This window comes from Photobacterium aquimaris (genome assembly GCF_002954455.1).
Taxonomy (GTDB): Bacteria; Pseudomonadota; Gammaproteobacteria; order Enterobacterales; family Vibrionaceae; genus Photobacterium; species Photobacterium aquimaris.
Map to the genome: position 1 here is coordinate 816,856 of NZ_MSCC01000002.1, position 20,817 is coordinate 837,672.

Genomic DNA, 20,817 nt, shown 5'->3' on the forward strand with positions numbered 1-20,817 from the left:
TATAGCGTTTTACATCCATGATTGTATGTTTGTAAATCTTAACCGGAGATATTGTCGTGTACCGCGCATTACTTTTGTCACTCACATGTTTAGCCTCATCCGCAGCGCATGCAATTGAATATAAACTGCCTAGCGATGGTAGTAACATCGTTGGTACAACCGAATATTACGAAGTAAAACAAGATGATAGCCTTTCTGATATTGCAAATAAATATAACGTAGGTTTTCTTGGTATGATGGCTGCTAATAAAGGCGTAGATCCATTTTTACCTAAACCTGGAAAGCTATTACAAATACCGACCCAAGTTATACTGCCAGATGTCGCCCATAAAGGTATTGTGGTGAATCTTGCTGAGTTACGTCTATACTATTTCCCTAAAAATGATGCCTCCATTGTTTATGTTTTTCCTATTGGTATTGGTCGAGTGGGTCGTGACACACCCAATATGACGACAACCATCAATGAAAAAGTAAAAAACCCAACCTGGACACCACCAGCATCAATTCGTAAAGAGCATGCTGCAAAAGGTGATATTTTACCTGCGGTTGTGCCTGCGGGTCCTGATAATCCATTGGGTGACTATAAAATGCGACTAGCTTATGGTCATGGCGAATACCTTATTCATGGTACCAATAAAGACTTTGGTATTGGTATGCGTGTTAGTGGAGGGTGTATTCGTATGAACCCTTGGGATGTTGAATGGTTGTTCCCACAAGTTCCCCTTGGTACGCAAGTTCAAATTATTAATCAGCCAGTAAAGACATCCCGTGTTGCAGATGGTGAGTTGATTGTTGAAGTGCATGCACCATTATCTAAAGATGAGTCTCAAGTTGGTGTTAAGCAGAATGTAGAGGCACCAAAAGCATTACTTGATGACATTGCAGGTGATACTAAGGCAACACAAAGACTAAATGCTGAATTAGATAAGCAATCGGGTTTACCTGTTATTATCAAATCATAACTAAGTCTTAGAGTGTAACTATTAATAATAAACGAGATATAACTATCTCGTTTATTTGTTTGTATTTAGTATTATAATAAATACAAATACAATTATTATAAAAGTGTATTTGTATCGAAGGTATAAGTTGTGAACTGTCGTTGTTTTTTATTCGATATAATATAGTAGGTATTTAATAATAGAAGTATAAACTGGGGCAGTAATAGAAATAACTATAAATAAAAAGAGACGGCCTAGGCCATCTCTTTAGGTATTTTACGACTAAATATAGATTACTTAGTGTATGAACCAGCGATGTGATCAATACGCTTATTAGCACGCATTGCTTCTTGGTATGCTGCGTCAGATGCTGCGCGAGAGTCATTTACTGCGCCTACGATTTGGTCTTGTTGACCTTGTAGTGCACTAACTTGTTGAGATAGCGTGTCAACTTTGTTGGTTAGTTGCTGCATTTGACTTACTTCATTAGAGCTAGAACAACCTACAAGTGAAGCACTTAGTAAAACACCAGCTAAGATAGATACAGTACGTTTCATTTTTATATAATCTCCATATTGATTTAGCCACTACAACTGTTGAATAAAAGTTTGAGTTGGCAAATTCATTATGGCATAACTTATTATAATTGCTCATTAATTTTTTTTAGCTAAGAAAAAAAATCTGATTAATATCTCGTTTTTGAATAAAAAAACTACATAATTAACCATTTTTTTGAATTTATATTTAATTATGAAGGAGCATAAACCCGCTTAATATAAGGACTTATAAGTAATTTCTTGTTTTTAATGATAGATAAAGTCAGGGCAATGTAAAATTTTGCCAATACTCAAATAAATAACACAATTGGTTAAAAAATAAACTAAAAAAGCGATAGTGAAAATATTTGATAACTTATTACTAATAGTAAAGAGAAAAGGAACCTTAATTATTAAATACCGCCAATATGCATCATATATAATATATTTTTTTAACTATTCGTTCCTCTCTATTATTCCGTTGTTCGTCATTTCAGCGGTTATTGTTGGTATTGTTGCAATTAATTGAGAGGGATTAGCCAAGTGAGGTATTTTTTTAATTAGATCTCCATTTGGTTTTAAAAAATAAAAATAAGAGTTGTGATCTATAACGTATTTTATTTTTGAATTCTCTAAGGTGTTTTTAATATAAAGTACACCATATGTATCAGCTAAAGCTTTAATTTGTTGCTCTGTGCCGGTTGCTCCGGTAATTGTATTATCAAAATGAGCTGCATATTGAGCACTTATCATGGCGGTATCACGGTTTGGATCAAGTGAGATAAAAACTGGCCATAATTGATCTCGCTGTTGTTGCGGAAGCGCTTTTAAAGCCGCAGATAATACAGCTAATGATGTCGGGCATACATCAGGACATTGCGTGTAACCAAAATAGACTAAACGTATACGCTTATCCTCAGGGTTAAATAAATCGATAGCTTCTGTACCTGATTCTAAAAAATTCATGGGATAATAAGGTTCACGAGCTACATCAGGATCGTTACTGTCCATCATGTAACTGGTAAATAGTCCTGCAACTAAAGCAAGAGCAAGAATAATCCATTGGTATTTCATTTATTCATCCTTATATATTCCCTAATAATTTCGTTGGGATAAGCTAATTATGAATAGAGATGTCTATAAAAGGTAGGCACGAAGTAATTTTTTGTGATGTAGCTACATTGATAGTAAAAAACAACAAAAAAAAGCAGCCACGAAGGCTGCTTTAATAGGTCGTTTGAAAGGAAAATTAGTCGTTGTTACGTTCAGCGTATTTTTCAAGACCCCATACTACAGCAAGGCCTAAAATCATCGCAAAGATGGCATAGCCTAATAACGCAGGATGGCCTGTAACATGCTCATAGTTTAATGGTGAAAGATTATGCTCAATAAGTGGTACTTGCTCGCCATGTGAGTTTGTACGCCACGAAATAACTTCTTTCCACGGCCAAATTTTACTTAAAGTACCGACCATTAAACCAGTAAGGAAAGTAAGCGCGATATCACGGTAGTTACGTAATACCCATGATAATACATGAGAAAATGTTAGTAGTCCTAGTACACAGCCGATAGCAAAGATACCTAGAGTCACGACATCGACTGACTTTGCTGCTGCTAGAATAGGCGCGTACATACCAAGTAGTAGTAAAATAAAGCTACCAGATATGCCTGGAAGAATCATTGCACAAATCGCAATCGCACCAGCAATAAGAAGATTTAATGGTGTAGGATCCATTGCAACAGGGTGAAGAACGGTAATACCGTAAGCAAAGCCAACACCGATGGCAATTGAAATAATGCGCCCAATGTTCAATTTTTCGACTTGTTTAAGCATGTGAATCACAGATATTATGATTAAGCCAAAGAAGAACGACCATAATGGAATTGGGTGGGTATGTAGCATCCAAGTGATAAATTTAGCGAGGGTAAAGACACTCGTTAAAATACCACCAAAGAGACAGATTAAAAACGTGCCATTAACGTGCTCAAAGGCAGCTTTAATGCCACCTTTGCGGATCACCCCGATTAAACTTGGGTTGATACGACGAATACTTTCAAGCAACGTATCGTAAATGCCAGTAATGAAGGCGATAGTGCCACCTGACACTCCAGGAACAACATCAGCTGCGCCCATTGCCATGCCTTTTAAGAAGGTTGATATTTTACTCATTGGATTCCGTAACAGTGATAGCTGAATAATTTAGGTTGTGCATTATACAGCGAACGATTAAAAACCACTATAAAATCATAAGTATAGTATTTACTTATGACTGACAATAGAAATATATGAATAGTGGATAGTATTTAATTTATTATGGTGCCATAACGTATAAATAATGGTGTTTTATTTATGTCAGATTAGTGTGTTAGTTAATCTACGGTTAAGGTTGTTTGCAACATCGACTCTGCTAATAGGACAAAACGTTGGCAAGGTTGTGGATCAAAATGCACCGTAAAAGCCGATGTGGCGATAATATCTAATAATTTATCTTCAGCATGTTGTTTTATCGCTAGTCGGTGCTCGGTATTGAAGTAATCGAAGATCGGTGAAACTAATGCGTTATCTATCTGCTGTAATGAGTAATAGCATTGATTAATCGCTATATTATTAGTAAGTAAGGCGATTGCAGTTATGGATGGTATACGATCATCTTGATAATAACTCGCTGTTAATCTGTCCCAATGTGCTGCTGCTAATATACCCATCGCTACATATTCAGGGCGTTGGTATTGATAGAGCAAGCGGCGTTCATAGTCATCCCTTATATTGTTATTATTAATATCAATGCCGATATCGTAATCAGATATTAGTGATGGTGCTGAATGTGAAGATGTGTCGAAAGGTCGAGGAGCCTGACTACTACTTACGTTGTTTAAAGCCAAAATTTTTAATGCATGATACTCATTAAGAGGAAGATCAACCGTTTGCTGAGTTATAGGTTCGGGTGATAATTTAATGATAGCTTTTAACGGTGCAGCTACCGCTACCGACATTATTAAGCTCGTTGTAGTAATAACAAAACAACCTAAAAAAAATAAATGCATATAACTTATAATATAAGTAATAAAGTGTTAAGTATGTGAATTATCGAAATAAATTACAATTTTATTCAGTCATTATGTGATAGCGATTGAATTACAATGTCGTTACTACGGTTCCATAACATCGTTAACAAACTATGACTCGTAAATTTTAAAATAGATACATCAACCTATTGGGTGAATATCTATATCATATTCAATATTCAGCAGTATGTTGTTCAGCTAATATTTAGTATTTATAGTTATACTATTGTCATAGAAACAAAGACTTAATTCCTCAGACTTATTATGAAAGCAGATGGTATTTATTAACTGCAATAAGTTACAGCGTAGCTGAATCAGTGGTGTAATATGCCAAAACATATCTTTGAATTATTGTTGACGGTGGGGGCGATAGTACTTGCTGTCAGTATCTTTATGCTTACCGTTATTCATTAGTTTCTTAAACCACTATAAGTAGATAATGCTTGTAGTGGTTTTTTATATTTAGAAATAAATTGCGATAATGGCTAAACTCCCGATCAAATAGTGATTACTTGGTGTTATTCGTGAGGAGAGGATATATAAAACACCTATTACAGCTATTTTTCAGGATTAATTGCTATAAAGCATGTTTTTTTTAGGTAGTGAGATTTATTACTATTAACTGTTCTATCACTCAATATTTTAACTATAATTATTTAATAACAATGCATTAGGTTATTATTTTTCATTATCTGAGACACCACTTTCATAAGTGGAATCTTTTACTCCATATATACAATGCGGCTTTTAGATGAGAAAATACCTTCAGAGACTATTTTTAAACATTTTGTAGATAGTATTATAGAGAGGATGAATATGATATTTGGGTTGATTATGTTGTTATCCGTAGTAGCAGGTATACTGTCAGGTGAGCATTTTCATTCATTTATGGCAGGTTTTGGTATTGCAGCTGTTGCGATAGGAACAGCTTATTGGTTAGCTTTTCGTACAACACGTCATCCACAACTCGCACTATTGATGCTGCTTGTTGCGATGGCAGCAAAATTAGCGATTACAGTTATGGGAGTAGTGTGGGTAGTTAAAGCTGGCATACTCAGTTCACCATTTGTGTTCTCATTGTCTTATCTGTTTTTTTCTATCGTGGTGAGTTACGCTTACTTTAAATTACGTGAATATCAAATGTCTGTAGTAGCAAAACGTAATACTGTTGTATTTTCTACGTCAATTCAGCCTTCATCAACAGTTGTTACATCAGCGATGACCGCGAAGATTTAAGTAAGATTATACGGATAACATAAAATAAAATAGTATTAAAAAGACTGCCGTTCACACGAAGGCAGCCTTTTATATTACATTTATTATTAGAGAGTTAACCTAAATTAGAATGCTTTTTTACCCATTTGGTAAACGTGCTTAACTTGGTTATCATCTGAAAGCAAAGTAATGTTTGCTTTATAACCTGCTTTTAATAGACCGTATTCGTTATCAACTTTAATTGCTTTCGCTGGATATAATGTTGCCATACGTAGTGCTTCTTCACGGCTAAGACCAACATGATCAATCAAGTTATTTAGACCTTGAATCATAGTAACGGCAGAACCTGCGATAGTGCCATCTTTGTAATGACATTTACCATCAGTTACGTAAGCTTGTAAACCAGCCATATCAAACTCAGTCATATCTGTACCTGCTGGCGCTACAGCATCTGTTACCATAAATAGTTGTTCACCTAACATTTCATGGGCGATACGAACTGATGGGAAAGAAGCATGGATACCGTCAACGATGATACCAGCGTGTGGTTTTTTATCGAAGATGTAACCTACAACGCCTGGTTCACGAGAGCCAAGTGGTGTCATGGCATTATAAAGGTGAGTTGCCATAGTTAGACCTTCTTTTTCTGCAACTTGGTCATAAGTTGCATTTGTGTGGCCTAATGACACTGTGATGCCAGCATTACTCACAATATCGATAACTTCTTGTGCAGTATTTTCTGGTGCTACTGTTAGTACACAGATTTTATCTGCATTATCAGCTAAATATTGCGCCGTTTTTAGGTCTAATTCACGAATAAACTCTTCACGGTGTGCACCTTTCTTTTCTGTGCTGATGAAAGGGCCTTCTAGATGTAAACCAAGAACACCTTGTTGTGCTGGATCGTCAATAGCATCAACCATGTTAAGCACTTCAACCATTGATTCTGCATCACTAGTAATAAAAGTAGGCAAAAACTGTGTTGTGCCACTCTTTAGGTTTGCTTGATTCATGATATCTAATGTTTCTTTGCTAATAGCAGTATTCAGTAAAACACCACCACAACCATTTAGCTGTACATCAATAAAGCCTGCTGATGCTAATAAACCTTTAGCATCAAATGTTTCTGCTGGTAACTCAGTTGCTGAAACATCTGACATTGGAACAATGCGTGAAATAATATCATTTTCAATAAAGATGGCTTGGTTTTCTTGGATAGTTTTACCATCAAATACGTTAGTGTTAATAATTGCAAACATATGATTACTCACTTTAATTTTTATAGTCTGATCATTAATCAGCAGACAAAGTAGTGACTTTACTCTATGTCGAGTGGGACCTCATTCAGATGAGAGCGACACGGTGTAAATGATATATAGAGTACCGAATAATTGGTTTGAAATAAGATTTAACACTGAGTATAAAATCTTATTTCACTATGAAAAATAAGATACCTGTTTCAATCATCCTTCGTCAATCTTTTATCTGATTAATTAGTAAAATTTGTATGATTATCGCTTTTTTTTATCGATATGTCATACAAAAGCTAATTGTAGCTTTTATTAATGATATTATTTACTAATTAATACTCCAATATATACTCCCAGAGGAAATATATCGTGAAATTTTACTTTGTAGGTCTAATTGATTCTCAAAGTGATTTTTTTGCGTCTGAATTTATGTTTTTATGTCAAGAATTTTGCACTCATTCTTACAATTAGGCAAAATAACCATTTATTAAACTCCATTATGGCATTTTGAATTGGATTGGTTCTGTCAATAATGGTATTTAGAGTAAGACTGTATTAGGAGTCAAAATGCAGTGGAATGATTGGCCAATAGTATTATCAGATGTTCTAGCACAATTTGCGATAGGTGCATTTATCATTATTGGTGGGGTAATGCTGTCGGGTAAATTATGCTTTGGGCAACATGATCGTGTAATGAAGCTCTTACCTTTAATCAGTTGGCTATTAATTGCTTCGTTATTAATTCGTGAAGCCACATTGATGATAATGCAATCAACTATTAATGTAGCAAACTCTGGTGCAGTTGTGTTTGTGTTAGTGTTTGTCGCGTTAACATTAATTTATAGCTTATGTGAAAATCGTCTGCTTGGTAAAGAAAGCACACGAAAAAGCATTGTTGTTATTATGTTGCTATGGAGTGTCGCTTATATTATCAACATCTTAAGTTTTAGTGCTAATTACGGTAATGTTGGTAATGTAACAACCATTATATTTAGTGTTGGTTTTGGTGGTACTTTATTAGCACATGCAATGCTAGTGAAAGCGCAGCATAAAGTTGATCCACTAAATATCACTTTGCCTATCTTTGGTGCTTTTATCGCTGTTGTAGTACTGATTGTTGCAAGTTTAGATGTAGAAACGATTATTGGACAAACACATCATGATATTTTATTGCCGTTTATCTGGCGTGTGATCAGTATTGGCTGCCTGCTAATCGCAACAGGACTATGGTTAATGGCATTATTTACAAAAACCAAGCCAGTGTTGGCGATGTTAGCATGCGCATGTACTTTAGCACTTATAGCAAGCTTAACCGTAAGTGGTAGTTTTTAGTTATTGTTAGTCATTGTTTTATCAATATGATGATTATGTTTTTAATGGTTTGTAACGATATTGTTCTTTACAGTTATATTGATAAACGAAACAATCAAAGTAGGGAAATAACAGACTTTAAGCTTTTACTAGAATTACTATGATAAGAGCAATAAGTTTGGAAGTATTGTTTAGTATTAATAGATATTGTTAGTGTGTTAAGTGCAAAGTGACATAATTATGAATAAAGGAAATTATTAGGAATTATGGCTGAAAAGAAAACCAATCCGTTAAATGAAATTATTTTTAACGTCGTTGTTCCATCCATCATCTTAATGAAAATGAGCGGTGATGATCGTCTTGGTTCGGTAGGGGCATTGCTGGTTGCTTTAGCTTTCCCTGTCGTATTTGGTGGCTATGAGTTACTCAAGAAGAAGAAATTCAATTTTATTGCGATACTTGGTATCGTGAGCGTGTTACTTACTGGCGGTATTGGCGTGTTAGAACTTGATACCCAATGGCTTGCTGTTAAAGAGGCGTTAATTCCTGGTATTATTGGTATTGTTGTTCTTGGTTCTACGTTTACTAAATATCCTATTGTTACTAAAATGATTTTTAACGATAGTATTTTAAATTTAGGTCTGATTAAACAAAAATTAATGGAATCTAACCAGCAGCAAGCTTTTGATCGTTGCTTAGTTCAATCTAATTATTTATTTGCGAGTACTTTCGCTTTCTCATCAATAATGAATTACATCCTTGCTACCGTGATTGTTACGAGCCCGGCAGGAACTGAAGCATTTAACGAAGAGTTAGGGCGAATGACGTTATTGAGTTATCCCGTGATTGCTATTCCATCAATGTTGATGATGATGGGGATATTTTATTTTGTTTGGCGTCAAATCCGCAAAATGACTAAACTTGAAACAGTACAAATTTTTAAAACACAATAAAGGATAGTGTTTTAAAGTAAAATATAGCCAATAATGTTATTAAACACTATTGGCTTTTTTATATCTGTAAAATCTCAATTATAAGATATTTTGTAGAATTAATGCGGTGCTATAACGAGTGCGCCATAATGATATTATTATTTATTATTGGAGGGTAATATGAAGCCATTTCCATTACTCTGCACATTGTTGCTGACAATAGCATGCTCATCTGCAGATGTTGCAGAATTAAATAAAAATATTAGTGTCAGTAATGGAGATGTTCATTGTGATAATTATTTTTCGTCTCAAAAACATGATTATTTTAATGACTTTATCGCGATACAGCTACAACAAGTTAATGCATTAGAAGGAGAGATAACTAAAGATAATATGAATGAGTTACACAAAGCATTATATCAATTTGAAGCCTATTGGTTGACGTTGAAAGAGGCACGTTATGATGCTTGCCAACGTCATGCGAATTGTACCGCATTAGAACAGCAATATAATCGTCATATTGAGCGAAAGCCTCGGAATCGAATCTCTTCTTCATCGCAAATAATGTGTCAGAGAAGCAGTTTTGAATATGCTATTAGTCGCGTTAAAATGGTAACATTTTATGCAGATGTTGAGCGTCTAGAGTTAATTCGACAAAAATAGCAGCTTTTCTTTTATAGTGAATATTAATTAAAATTATGATTAGTAATGACTTTTTTGTTTTTTGTTAGATTATAAATTCTTATCAACGACAATACTTAATTTGTATTAAATACTATATTTAATACAACAGTCATTATATCGTCGTTATCCATTTTAACTATATTTACGGCGTAACAATAATATACAACCTTAAAAATAATAAGGATATTGTCTTTTGGGAGGACATTATGGTTACTTACCGTAAAGTTAGTAAAGAACGTGCAGCACTTAAATTATCGTTAGCTGGTACTATTTTTGTGTCAATACTTGGTATTAGCTACGGGTTTTATGTTGGATCTAATGCAATTTTACTTGATGGTATGTTTTCATTGCTCAGTATGGGGATGACAGGGTTAAGTTTATATACCGCTTATTTGGTCAGTAAACCCGATGATGCACAATTTCAGTTTGGTTACGCACATTTAGAACCATTAATTAATGTTGTTAATGGCATAATGATTTTAGTTACTTGTGTGTTTGCTTTTATTACAGGTATTCTTACAATTATGGATGGTGGTCATAATATTATACTGAAAGATGCACTTATTTATGCTGTGTTATCAACCATTAGCTGTTTTAGTATTTATGTAATTGAAAAGCACATTGCATCAAGTGTTGACTCAGAATTAGTACGAGTCGACTCTCAAGAATGGTTAATTGATGGCATTTTAAGTGCCGCTATTTTAATTGGTTTTATCTCTGTGATGATTTGTGATTGGTTAGGCTACAGTAAATGGAACGCCTATATTGATCCTATTTTAGTTACCACATTAGCTCTATTCGCCTCTATCTTACCAATTAATGTTTTACGTCGAAATCTGAAAGAGGTGTTGCTTGTTGCTCCTCAGGATGGTGCTCAACGACATGTTGATCAAGTTATTGAAGCATTGTCTAAAGAGTATGGATTTGATGATTATACCCACCATTTTGCAAAAATAGGGCGACAGTACGATTTAGAAATAAATATTTTGGTAAAAGATGATTACAAATGGCCAACCAAACGACAAGATCATATTCGTCAGCAACTATGGGATCGACTCTCTGATGAACTGGGTGAAACATGGCTGTCGGTGAGCTTTACAGCACAAGAACGGTGGTTGTAGCCTGTTTTGTGTGCAACTTTTTGCGCCCCCCTAAATTTTAACCGCGAATTATCACAACTTTATAACTTAATTGATGCATTACTAGTACGATCATGTAAATTGATAGAGAATTTGGTGGCAATACAGTCAAATCACAATTAGTTATTATCTGAAGTTATTCAGTTAAAATTTGTTATTATAGATATAAAGGTTAATTATGGAGATTTTACTCACTATAGCGTTTATTGTTGGTGCATTTTATATTATCTTGAAAGAGAAAAAGAAATGCTCGAAGTCCGTTAATTATTCAAAAGATAGTTTATAGTATTAGTTATATAATTAAGTATTATAGTTATTATTACTGAATGATATAATAAAAGTGCCGAGAGGTACTTTTATGTATTAATAATGTACAAATGTTATTATATTAAATCTATTAATTAATTTGCTTCTGATTGTCTTTAAAACTTATGAATATTATTATTGTTGTAATTAAATATTTCAGTTAAGATTCTATCCATCATAAGAAAATTTCAGTAGAAGATTAATATTATTAATATAATGAGTGTAATATATAAAGTGAAATCATGGCTTAAAACGCAGTTAATAGCTAAGTACTCTACAACTATGAGCTTAGTTGCTATTATAATTGTTATTATTATGGCTGTGTGTTTTACGTTATTTTCTCATTATTTTGCCAGAGTACAACTATCTTCTACGCTGAATACAATATCCAGTGATCTAATTGATAATTACACCACGACGATAGGAGATTATCAATCTTTTATAAAACCAATTGTCAAAAATATTAGATTTGATTGTGGAAGTCATGATAAAAATTACATAGAAAAAATAACATATGATAATTATTATATTAGGAATATTGATATTGAAACGAATAATAATAAGTATTGTTCAAGCTTTGATAATAAAGCTGAGCTTAATTCGACGTCAGTATTTATAAAAAAGCTAGATAAGAATCTTTCTCTATGGGCTACTGTAAATAGTGTTAATCAACAATCTATACTTTCATTGATATGGAAAGGTAAACTAGGCCAAGTTGTTATCCGTTTTGAGCCAATTATTTCGAATGTTATACACAATAAATATTGTGATAATTGTATTTTGAGTGTGATCTCGACAGTCGAAAATACAGAAAAAAAAATATACTCCCATCAAGATAAAAAAAGTTTATTAAAATTACAACCAATCACAAGTATAGTATTTAGTAATGGTTTAATATTAAGTAATTATGTTGATCCTAAATTACTATCAATTATTTCAATGGATTTGAAACCATTGTTATTTATTATTGGTGGAATATTGGGTTTGTTTGTTTTTTTAGTTATTAATTTCCATATTAAAAGAAAGTTATCATTACATTCGTTAATTGAAAAAGGAATAACACGCAAAGAGTTTATTCCTTACTACCAGCCTATTATAAATGTTAATAATAATAAAATGTATGGTTGTGAAGTATTAGTAAGGTGGTGGTTTAATAAAAAAGAGTTGATATCACCTGATGATTTTATTCCTTATGCAGAAAAAAGTAGTTTAATTATAGATATTACTAATGTTTTAATTGAGAAAACATTAATACAATTAAGTTCATTAAATTGGCAAAAGAGTTCAGCTATTATTAGTATAAATTTAGTACCTGAACAATTAGAAAATAAACAGAGTATGAGGAAAGTTGTTGATTTAATTATTAAATCTACTATTTTACCGAAACAAATTGCATTTGAAATTACAGAAAGAATGTCTTTTACTGATTTAGATAAAGCTGCAAGTGTGATTGATTATTTAAAAGCGCAAGGTATTAATGTTAAGCTAGATGACGCTGGTACAGGCTATGGAAGCTTTAGTTACATACAAAACTTAAATTTACAAAGTTTGAAAATAGATAAGATGTTTGTTGATATGATTGGTACACATGATCATAAACTATTTGTATTAGATTCAATCATTGCTTTTGGTAAAAAGGCAGGAATGGAGATGATTGCGGAAGGTGTTGAAACAAAACAACAATCTGATTACTTATTACAACATGGTGTCTATTTACAGCAAGGTTTTTATTTTTCAGAGCCGCTTAAATTTGAGCAGTTTAGTCGTTATTTTAAAGAAGACCAAAGGTAATATTTAACAACACCTTATGTGCAAAGCATAAGGTGTTGTTGTAAATATAATTAAATTAACTGTTTTTGTTATGCCACTTATCAACTAGAACGGAAATAGCTTGTTGAGCTTGTTTCCATTCGCGAGTTTGCATTAATGCCTTAAACTCAGCAGTCGGTTGTTTTAATAAGCTATTAAGAATAGGTACTTGTGTTTGGGGTAACCCATCGAGAGCTTGTACTGCGCCTTCGCGGTTATTACATAACATCACCATATCACAGCCCGATTGCTGAGCAGCAATAGCGCGTTCACTATAGCTGCCCAATACATCTGCACCTTTCATATTAAGATCATCAGAAAAGATAACACCATTAAAGCCGAGCTCTTGTCGAAGTACTTGTTTAAGCCAATATTCAGAACCACTTGCTGGACGCTCATCATAGGCATCAAACACGACATGGGCTGGCATAATCCCTTGAAGTTTATTGTTACTGATTAAATGGCTAAACACCGACATATCATGTTGTTTGATATTATCACGAGAATCGTAAGGTGTTTCGAGGTGTGAGTCTGCAATAACACCACCATGACCAGGAAAATGTTTACCTGTAGCAGCCATACCTGCTGTTGTCATTCCATCAATAAAGGCTGATGCATAGCGAATAATATCAGCTGGATTATTTGAAAAAGCACGATCACCAATTGCTTTACAAGCAAAGCCTAAATCTAAAACAGGTGCAAAGCTAATATCAATATCCATGGCTAATAATTCAGCAGCCATTAACCATCCGCCAGTGGTAGCTAATGCTAAGCCATTGTCAGATTCAGCAAATGCACGTGCAGGAGGGAGTATAGTAAATTGTTCCCTGAAACGTTGCACGCGGCCACCTTCTTGATCAACACCAATAATTAGTGGACGTTTTGCTGTCTGGCGAATATCTTTTATCAGTGCTCGAAGTTGATCGCGATTATCATAGTTACGGGCAAAGAAAATAATGCCACCCACTGTAGGGTGTTGAATAATTTCACGTTCTTCTGCATCAAGTTCATAGCTTGAAACATCAAGCATTAAAGGTCCCATGAAGGTACTCCGGCAAACAAATAGAGCGAATAAATTATCACAGTTTGCTGTAACCGCAATTTCTAATCTCTATTTTATTTAGTTTGTGCCGTATTAGTGGCAAATGATCACGTGAGACTTGTCGCGAAAAAAGGTAACCGAATGTAAGTTTATTTGTCCATATGTGATCTAAATCGTTTTAAGTACGATGAAGCTTCCTATAGACTACGCATTGTTAAAAAACTGACGTGGGATCAATAATGTCTTTGCTTATCGCTATCGCCTTAACGACAGGTATTCTTTCTGGTATTTGGGGTTGGGTTGCTGTTTCTCTTGGTTTGCTTAGTTGGGGCGGCTTTTTAGGATGTACAACATATTTTGCTTTACAACGTGATGGCATCAAAGGGGTAGGATTAAGTATTGCAACTAACCTTAGTGGTGTATTTTGGGCAATGGTAATTATTAAATTATCTTCAATCATTAATTTGGAGATTGTTGGCTATATTATCACGGCTTTAGTTGCATTTATGATGTGTGCTCAAGCTAAAAAGCGTTGGTTGAGCTTTATTCCTGGTACATTTATTGGTTCATGTGCAACATTTGCAGCAGCAGGTAATTGGCAATTAGTTATTCCGTCGCTTATTGTTGGTGTGATCTTTGGCTATTTAATGAAAACAACCGGTATCTGGTTGCATGCAAAAATGTCACCGCATTATGAATAAAGTCGTGTTTCGTAAATAGTGATAATAAAAACGCAGAACTTTTGTTCTGCGTTTTTGTTTAAAGCTGTTTGGTTAAAAGAGGGGCTAGCTTAACCTAAAATAGGCACGAAAATTCCTTTATTATGGGTGCAATAATTCTTAATTGCTGGGCGATGATTATCTTTGGTTGCTAATACGCATACACGAACACCTTGTTGCACCAATTTATCTGTAAGTGTTTGAACATTGTTATAATCACAGCGTTCACGATCAGCATCTCGTCGACATAAATCTACAAACACCTCTGCGACATCATCATGGTAAAGCACATGTTCTGACTGTTGCATTAAGCGTAGGGCTTTAAGGCTTAATAATTCAGGATCATGGCCAGTTTCAATTAAATAAACATTGCCACCATTGTGATTACTTTTTTCGGTTAATAATTGCTGAAAAGCTTCTTCTAATGCTTCATCTGTTCGTGCATGTTCTACAGCGCTCAAGCGAAAGAATTGTTCCCAAAACTTGCGTCTTTCATCTACGGTGTTGAAGTGCTGCTTAATACGTTGACGTTGATTACCTGAAAAAGTTGCCAATAAGCTTAAATTTTGTGGTAAATAGGTCTCTAAGCGTTCTCGTAAATAGCGCACTAAAACCGGAGAAGCTCCGCCACTCGATATCGCGACTTGGATTGGAGTGCGATCGACCATTGACGGTGTAATGAAATCACAAAATGCAGGGTCATCAACCACATTGGTCCAAATTTTTAATGCATTAGCATCATGATAAATTTGGTGATTAAGTGTCGATGAGTCTGTTGTTGCCCAAACTTGATCTGCCCCGACTAATTGTGAAGATTGATAAGGCTGATTAATGTGCACAATTAGCTGTTGCTCAAGTAACGTTTGTAAGTGAGGGTGCAGTTGCGGTGATACCACTGTAACATTGGCATGTGCTTTTAATAATAAGTCTACTTTTCGACAGGCAACTTCACCACCACCAATGACGATAATTTGTTTATGATTTACTTTTAGAAATACTGGGAAGAAATCCATTTTATAATATCCATTATAAGTATCAATATTTCTCTATTATTACTTAATAAAGCTTGATGGCAATATTGTATTTTTTATTATCTAAAAATAGTGTGTTAATTGTTATTTATTATTATCATTTATTCCTTATTCGAAATAAAGCTATCGCTAAGAGCATAATAAAAATGCTTAACGGAATACTACCTGCTGATGAGGAATGTGTTTCTACCAATTGGTAATCTTGAGGGTAGTCGTTAGCAACGACGAATGGATCTTGATTGTAATTAGGGGCAGAATTGTGTGTGGAAAGCGAAAAGTCGGTTAACTGATCGTATTGTTTAATATAAGACTCTAACCATGCTCTCAGAGGGGCTAATTCTGTGTATTGACCTGGAAGTTGTTGGTATTGGTGAGTCGGATCATTTAGACGATCTTGACATTGTTCGCCATTACTTGTGATGCCAATAACGCGTAGTCCAAAATCATTATCCGCTTTTTTTTGCGAATCCTGCCAAATTAAAGGCCCACCAGAATCACCACTACAAACATCTTTAATTAAGCCATCAATGTTGGAATCAGCACAAATAATATTGGAATTATCAGTGCGTAAGCCGCTACAAAGATCATCAGGTACGCCGGCTAATGTAATCAGTTGTAATTGTGCCGGATAACTAAATGTTGAATCTATATTGGTTTTTCCCCAACCTGAAGCAATAAGGTTTGCTTTTGAGTTTTGATGCGTTACCCATTGATTAGCAAAAATATTGTCAGCTGTTTGTTGTTCCGCAAGAGAGGTGATAAGTATCGGTTTTGCTACAGTGAGTAATGAACGATCAACTCGAATTAACGCGATATCATTAGCAAAAATTGTCTCATCGTAATAAGGGTGACTAACTCGATGAGTAATATTGAATTTATACTGCCCAGGGAGTGACTGAGAGCCGAACTGTGGAATAGATGACACCCCTGCAATCACATGATGAATATAATTATTATTGCAGTGGGCAGCTGTTATCAGCCAGTGGTCACTAATGACAACAGCGCCGCAGTAGACATCGGTTGTATTTGATGAGGTCAATGCCGCTTGCCAAGGCAATAATAATGGCGCGTAAAGAGAGGCTGGATTACTGTTAATTGCTTTAGGAATTGCTTGCGCGGCATTAGCATGCTGTGAAATATGGCCAGTAGCAATGACAACTAATAATAGCAAATGACGCATTGTACGCTTTAAATGAAGTAACGGCATGATAATCCCTTATTACTACTGTTATTTTAAGGGTAGTTACCGTATGACTAAATTGTGATCAGGCTTGAATCAAAAATAAGAATGTTATGCGATGGTGGCCAATAATTGTTAACTTGATAACGGAAAATAGTCATATTAATGGTTATTATAGCGACCTATTTTTTATGAGTATTTTGGGATAAATTGTGTTTAATCAAGATATTGGTTTTGGTGTTGCTGGTAATTTTGCAGGGCACTTGGAACAAGCTGGTGAGGCTGCTGATTTTATTACTGTTGAAGTGAAAGAAGCTATCCAACCCAAAGCTATTTTCCCTTTTTATTTACCCAATCTTGAAAGTGGGCAATTAGCCGTTTACCCGCTATCGTCAACTACTATTACACCACCAAATGATGCCGATAATCTGCAAATTGAGCCTGAAGTCGCATTGATTTGTGATGTGGTATATAACCTTGATGCCGATGGTGTAACCCAAACCGTCGCTGCGTTAGTGCCGCGTTATTTTAGTGCTTATAACGATTGTTCTATTCGTAAACCTCATGCAAAAAAGATCAGTGAAAAGAAAAATTGGGGTATCAATAGTAAAGGTATCAGTGACAATCTTATTGCTATTGATCACTTTGCTGAAGGCGGTATTTTAGATCATCATCGGATTGCGAGTTTTCATTACCGTGATGGGGATATTCATCGTTATGGTGAAGACAGTGCAGTCGTCGGTTATAGTTACTTTCATAATACACTATTAGATTGGATTGTTGAGCGCATGAATCATCAGCAAGATCTTGGCCCAACAGAAAATATTGCTCAACTTCTACAGCAAAGTCAGTACCCAACACAAGCTGTGATCAGTATTGGTGCAACACGTTATACGCCATATGGTGAAACCCATTTCTTGCAAAATGGTGATACGAGTATCGTGGTTGTTTATGATGGTCGACGTTATAGTGCTGACGAAATTATGCAGATGGCAACCACCAACGATTTAACTGACGATAGTATGTCTGTATTAATTCAGCAAGTTAATCCATTGTAGTGTGCTATTAACCGTAAGAGATTGAAATACGATGACCGATTTAGTTTTTGAGACCGCTGCTGTCATCGAGAGAGATTCAATCAGAATGGCATGTTTACGGGCAGTACGTGAGCTTAATTTACCTGATTGGTTTATTGCTGCTGGGTTTGTCCGTAATGCCATATGGGATCATCTACACGATCTACCGATGACACCTTTAAATGATATTGATGTGGTTTATTTTGATCCTCATGATTGTTCATTAGCCACAGAAGCGCATTACGCGGCATTGTTACAACAGCAATTACCGCATTTTAATTGGGAAGTGAAAAACCAAGCGCGAATGCACATTAAGCATCAGCACCAAGCTTACCAAAATAGTGCCGACGCTATTTCACGCTGGGTTGAAATTCCAACCTGTGTTGGCGTTCGCTTAATAGCAGATAATAGCTTAATTTTTACTGCAGCCTATGGGTTAGAGCATAACTGGTCATTACATGTTAGCATCAATCCACATTACCCAAGACCTGCCATTTATCAACAGCGTATTCAAGACAAAAATTGGCAGGTATTGTGGCCTAATTTAATGATTATGACTGCGGATTAATCCTAAGGACTGTTTTATGATATCGCCTGCTAATAATATCGTTTCTGCTGCATGGCTCAATCAACAATTATCTGATGCTGTGTTAGCTGCATCAATTGTGGTGTTGGATGCCAGTGCTTTTATGCCTGATGTTCCTCGTGATCCTAAGCAAGAATTTATTGATGTTCGCATTCCAACGGCACAATTTTTTGATTTTAATCACCAAATAGCGGCGCCAAACACTGATTTACCGCATATGTTGCCGCCAGCGGATTTATTCACGACTGAAGTCGCAAAATTAGGCGTCAATAATACTAGCCATGTCGTAATTTATGATAGCCAAGGCATGTTTTCAGCGCCGCGTGGATGGTGGATGTTTAAAGTAATGGGGCATGATAACGTTTCAGTACTTGATGGTGGATTACCGGCATGGTTAGCAGCAGGTTATGCAACCCAAACGGGTGAGCCAGCTGCAATTGAAAGCGGTGATTTTTGTGCTAAATTTCGTCCTAATTGGGTGATTGATGCTGATAGATTGTGTCAAAAACTGGATGATAAACAGATTCAAATTATCGATGCACGTCCAAGTGCTCGCTTTTTAGCTACAGTAAAAGAGCCGCGGGCGGGAATACGTAGTGGTCATATGCCAAACGCTAAAAATTTACCGTTTGGTAATTTATTAGTCAATGGTCATTTTCTAGCGACAGAGCTATTAAAACAACAGTTTGATGCGTTAAGTAATAATCAGCAACGGTTGATCTTTAGTTGTGGTTCTGGTGTAACGGCTTGTATTTTAGCACTTGCAGCACAGCAAGCTGGGCGTGACAACATCACTGTTTACGATGGCTCATGGACAGAATGGGGCGCCAACGAAAACTATCCAGTAGTTAAATAATCAACTTAGGCTTTTAGCGAGATTTACTAACTAAAAGCCTTTTTACCTTTTTTGTTAAAACGTACTACTTATCACGAGTGGCTGTTACTCTGAAAATCAACCGTGATTAAGATTGCTCGGCAATATAGCCATTATCGTTAATGATTTTCTTGGCGTTATCAGAGTTTAAAAATTGGATAAATTGTTTTGCGTTAGCTGATAAACCTTGCTTCTTATACATAATCAAAAATGGACGTGCCATTTTATATTCACCAGATTGAATATTTTTAATACTTGGAGATACACCATTATAAGATAACGGCTTTATTGAACTATCAACAGAGCCAAAAGATAAATAGCCAATAGCTTGTTGATTGCGAGCAATTAAACTTTTTACCATACCATTGGTGCTTACGATCAAAACTTCAGGGTTAATGTCTGATACCGTAAAACCCGCTATATCTTTAGTCAGTTTCATAAAGTGTTCAAATGAAAAACGTGAACCTGATGCATTTTCACGGCTGACAACCGCTATTGGATTATTATTCCCCCCTACCTGTTGCCAGTTTTTAGTGACACCATGATAAATATTATCCACTTGTAAGCGGGTAATATTATTAACAGGATTGTTAGGGTTTACCACCAGCGCAATACCGTCATGAGCGATAGGGGTGATCGTATAATTATTATCAAGCTCCGTTGAATTTATAAAGCGCGAGCTCATGCCAATTTCAGCGGTACCTGTTTTAAGGGCGACGATCCCTGCCGATGAGCTTATCCCTTGCACATTGATTTTAGTGTCAGGATGTTTGACTGAATAGTGTTCAGCAAGAATATCCATAATATGACTGACAGAGGTTGAACCGGCAACAGTGACGGTATCGTTAGCTTGAGCGCTAAATGCGAGTGTTGTGCAGAGCACGCATAAAGTAGTTGCCTTGGTTAGCATTTATTTACTCCATTAATTTAATGATAAGTAAATATGTTATTACGCTAACATGACGTTAATGTGAAACTTAAACCACGATTTTATGAACTTAATAACGTGATAATCTATGCGTAACCGAGTCTTAAAAGAGCTCTATAATCTTAGACTGACTTACAACTATCTGATTTATTATATTATTAGCTTTCACTGCATTTATATCGGCTATATTTA

20 protein-coding genes are annotated in these 20,817 nt (G+C 35.2%); 11 read left to right on the forward strand and 9 right to left on the reverse strand.

The window, feature by feature from the left end; genetic code table 11:
* Positions 1-56: 56 nt before the first annotated feature.
* Complete coding sequence (locus tag BTN98_RS14370; protein ID WP_060997929.1) at positions 57-962, forward strand: L,D-transpeptidase family protein; 906 nt, start codon at positions 57-59, stop codon at positions 960-962.
* Positions 963-1,234: 272 nt separating this feature from the next.
* Here BTN98_RS14370 and BTN98_RS14375 read toward each other — a convergent pair whose 3' ends face one another.
* From BTN98_RS14375 to BTN98_RS14390, 4 genes are all read right to left on the reverse strand, one after another.
* Positions 1,235-1,498 carry an Lpp/OprI family alanine-zipper lipoprotein gene (locus BTN98_RS14375; protein ID WP_060997928.1) on the reverse strand — a complete coding sequence of 88 codons (264 nt, stop codon included), beginning with the start codon at positions 1,496-1,498 and terminating at the stop codon, positions 1,235-1,237.
* A gap of 435 nt (positions 1,499-1,933) precedes the next feature.
* On the reverse strand, positions 1,934-2,551 hold the full coding sequence (locus BTN98_RS14380; protein WP_060997927.1) for an SCO family protein: 618 nt from the start codon (positions 2,549-2,551) through the stop codon (positions 1,934-1,936).
* Positions 2,552-2,726: 175 nt separating this feature from the next.
* The gene (locus BTN98_RS14385) at positions 2,727-3,647 is read right to left on the reverse strand and encodes a polyprenyl-phosphate transporter (RefSeq protein WP_060997926.1); all 921 of its coding nucleotides are present in this window, start codon (positions 3,645-3,647) and stop codon (positions 2,727-2,729) included.
* A gap of 200 nt (positions 3,648-3,847) precedes the next feature.
* Complete coding sequence (locus BTN98_RS14390) at positions 3,848-4,471, reverse strand: hypothetical protein (RefSeq protein ID WP_060997925.1); 624 nt, start codon at positions 4,469-4,471, stop codon at positions 3,848-3,850.
* Between the two features lie 888 nt (positions 4,472-5,359).
* Here BTN98_RS14390 and BTN98_RS14395 point away from each other — a divergent pair.
* Complete coding sequence (locus BTN98_RS14395; RefSeq protein ID WP_060997924.1) at positions 5,360-5,779, forward strand: hypothetical protein; 420 nt, start codon at positions 5,360-5,362, stop codon at positions 5,777-5,779.
* A 104-nt stretch (positions 5,780-5,883) separates the two neighbouring features.
* On the opposite strand, the gene nagA is transcribed toward BTN98_RS14395, so the two are convergent.
* Positions 5,884-7,017, reverse strand: coding sequence for an N-acetylglucosamine-6-phosphate deacetylase (nagA, locus tag BTN98_RS14400; RefSeq protein WP_060997923.1), 1,134 nt, complete (start codon positions 7,015-7,017; stop codon positions 5,884-5,886).
* Positions 7,018-7,575: 558 nt separating this feature from the next.
* Here nagA and BTN98_RS14405 point away from each other — a divergent pair.
* From BTN98_RS14405 to BTN98_RS14425, 5 genes are all read left to right on the forward strand, one after another.
* Positions 7,576-8,340 carry a hypothetical protein gene (locus BTN98_RS14405; protein WP_060997922.1) on the forward strand — a complete coding sequence of 255 codons (765 nt, stop codon included), beginning with the start codon at positions 7,576-7,578 and terminating at the stop codon, positions 8,338-8,340.
* Positions 8,341-8,585: 245 nt separating this feature from the next.
* Positions 8,586-9,272, forward strand: coding sequence for a VC0807 family protein (locus BTN98_RS14410; protein ID WP_060997921.1), 687 nt, complete (start codon positions 8,586-8,588; stop codon positions 9,270-9,272).
* Positions 9,273-9,431: 159 nt separating this feature from the next.
* Positions 9,432-9,914: a hypothetical protein gene (locus BTN98_RS14415; RefSeq protein ID WP_060997920.1), complete on the forward strand. Its 483-nt coding sequence runs from the start codon at positions 9,432-9,434 to the stop codon at positions 9,912-9,914.
* 227 nt (positions 9,915-10,141) lie between these two features.
* Complete coding sequence (locus BTN98_RS14420) at positions 10,142-11,056, forward strand: cation diffusion facilitator family transporter (RefSeq protein ID WP_060997919.1); 915 nt, start codon at positions 10,142-10,144, stop codon at positions 11,054-11,056.
* A 606-nt stretch (positions 11,057-11,662) separates the two neighbouring features.
* A complete protein-coding gene (locus BTN98_RS14425; RefSeq protein ID WP_167390206.1) occupies positions 11,663-13,171 on the forward strand; it encodes an EAL domain-containing protein in 1,509 nt (502 codons plus the stop codon).
* 55 nt (positions 13,172-13,226) lie between these two features.
* Here BTN98_RS14425 and nagZ read toward each other — a convergent pair whose 3' ends face one another.
* Positions 13,227-14,231, reverse strand: coding sequence for a beta-N-acetylhexosaminidase (gene nagZ, locus BTN98_RS14430; RefSeq protein WP_060997917.1), 1,005 nt, complete (start codon positions 14,229-14,231; stop codon positions 13,227-13,229).
* 239 nt (positions 14,232-14,470) lie between these two features.
* On the opposite strand from nagZ, the gene BTN98_RS14435 reads away from it, so the two are divergent.
* Positions 14,471-14,932: a DUF1097 domain-containing protein gene (locus BTN98_RS14435; RefSeq protein ID WP_060997916.1), complete on the forward strand. Its 462-nt coding sequence runs from the start codon at positions 14,471-14,473 to the stop codon at positions 14,930-14,932.
* Between the two features lie 89 nt (positions 14,933-15,021).
* Here the strand turns inward: BTN98_RS14435 and BTN98_RS14440 are convergent, their stop codons facing one another.
* Positions 15,022-15,963: a precorrin-2 dehydrogenase/sirohydrochlorin ferrochelatase family protein gene (locus BTN98_RS14440; RefSeq protein ID WP_060997915.1), complete on the reverse strand. Its 942-nt coding sequence runs from the start codon at positions 15,961-15,963 to the stop codon at positions 15,022-15,024.
* A 115-nt stretch (positions 15,964-16,078) separates the two neighbouring features.
* Positions 16,079-17,188 carry a serine protease gene (locus BTN98_RS14445; RefSeq protein ID WP_060997914.1) on the reverse strand — a complete coding sequence of 370 codons (1,110 nt, stop codon included), beginning with the start codon at positions 17,186-17,188 and terminating at the stop codon, positions 16,079-16,081.
* A gap of 182 nt (positions 17,189-17,370) precedes the next feature.
* Here BTN98_RS14445 and BTN98_RS14450 point away from each other — a divergent pair, with 182 nt between their 5' ends.
* The 3 genes from BTN98_RS14450 to BTN98_RS14460 are packed head-to-tail and all read left to right on the forward strand — an operon-like array spanning position 17,371 to position 19,679.
* Positions 17,371-18,219 carry a DUF5718 family protein gene (locus BTN98_RS14450; RefSeq protein WP_412779401.1) on the forward strand — a complete coding sequence of 283 codons (849 nt, stop codon included), beginning with the start codon at positions 17,371-17,373 and terminating at the stop codon, positions 18,217-18,219.
* 31 nt (positions 18,220-18,250) lie between these two features.
* A complete protein-coding gene (locus BTN98_RS14455) occupies positions 18,251-18,805 on the forward strand; it encodes a nucleotidyltransferase family protein (RefSeq protein WP_060997912.1) in 555 nt (184 codons plus the stop codon).
* A gap of 16 nt (positions 18,806-18,821) precedes the next feature.
* Complete coding sequence (locus BTN98_RS14460; protein WP_060997911.1) at positions 18,822-19,679, forward strand: sulfurtransferase; 858 nt, start codon at positions 18,822-18,824, stop codon at positions 19,677-19,679.
* A 106-nt stretch (positions 19,680-19,785) separates the two neighbouring features.
* Here BTN98_RS14460 and BTN98_RS14465 read toward each other — a convergent pair whose 3' ends face one another.
* A complete protein-coding gene (locus tag BTN98_RS14465; RefSeq protein WP_060997910.1) occupies positions 19,786-20,607 on the reverse strand; it encodes a phosphate ABC transporter substrate-binding protein in 822 nt (273 codons plus the stop codon).
* Positions 20,608-20,817: the final 210 nt, after the last annotated feature.

Coding starts and splice junctions, on each gene's coding strand:
- BTN98_RS14375 (WP_060997928.1), bottom strand. CDS start 1,498: ATGAAACGTACTGTATCTATCTTAGCTGGTGTTTTACTAAGTGCTTCA.
- BTN98_RS14380 (WP_060997927.1), bottom strand. CDS start 2,551: ATGAAATACCAATGGATTATTCTTGCTCTTGCTTTAGTTGCAGGACTA.
- BTN98_RS14385 (WP_060997926.1), bottom strand. CDS start 3,647: ATGAGTAAAATATCAACCTTCTTAAAAGGCATGGCAATGGGCGCAGCT.
- BTN98_RS14390 (WP_060997925.1), bottom strand. CDS start 4,471: ATGTCGGTAGCGGTAGCTGCACCGTTAAAAGCTATCATTAAATTATCA.
- BTN98_RS14395 (WP_060997924.1), top strand. CDS start 5,360: ATGATATTTGGGTTGATTATGTTGTTATCCGTAGTAGCAGGTATACTG.
- nagA (WP_060997923.1), bottom strand. CDS start 7,017: ATGTTTGCAATTATTAACACTAACGTATTTGATGGTAAAACTATCCAA.
- BTN98_RS14405 (WP_060997922.1), top strand. CDS start 7,576: ATGCAGTGGAATGATTGGCCAATAGTATTATCAGATGTTCTAGCACAA.
- BTN98_RS14410 (WP_060997921.1), top strand. CDS start 8,586: ATGGCTGAAAAGAAAACCAATCCGTTAAATGAAATTATTTTTAACGTC.
- BTN98_RS14415 (WP_060997920.1), top strand. CDS start 9,432: ATGAAGCCATTTCCATTACTCTGCACATTGTTGCTGACAATAGCATGC.
- BTN98_RS14420 (WP_060997919.1), top strand. CDS start 10,142: ATGGTTACTTACCGTAAAGTTAGTAAAGAACGTGCAGCACTTAAATTA.
- BTN98_RS14425 (WP_167390206.1), top strand. CDS start 11,663: ATGAGCTTAGTTGCTATTATAATTGTTATTATTATGGCTGTGTGTTTT.
- nagZ (WP_060997917.1), bottom strand. CDS start 14,231: ATGGGACCTTTAATGCTTGATGTTTCAAGCTATGAACTTGATGCAGAA.
- BTN98_RS14435 (WP_060997916.1), top strand. CDS start 14,471: ATGTCTTTGCTTATCGCTATCGCCTTAACGACAGGTATTCTTTCTGGT.
- BTN98_RS14440 (WP_060997915.1), bottom strand. CDS start 15,963: ATGGATTTCTTCCCAGTATTTCTAAAAGTAAATCATAAACAAATTATC.
- BTN98_RS14445 (WP_060997914.1), bottom strand. CDS start 17,188: ATGCCGTTACTTCATTTAAAGCGTACAATGCGTCATTTGCTATTATTA.
- BTN98_RS14455 (WP_060997912.1), top strand. CDS start 18,251: ATGACCGATTTAGTTTTTGAGACCGCTGCTGTCATCGAGAGAGATTCA.
- BTN98_RS14460 (WP_060997911.1), top strand. CDS start 18,822: ATGATATCGCCTGCTAATAATATCGTTTCTGCTGCATGGCTCAATCAA.
- BTN98_RS14465 (WP_060997910.1), bottom strand. CDS start 20,607: ATGCTAACCAAGGCAACTACTTTATGCGTGCTCTGCACAACACTCGCA.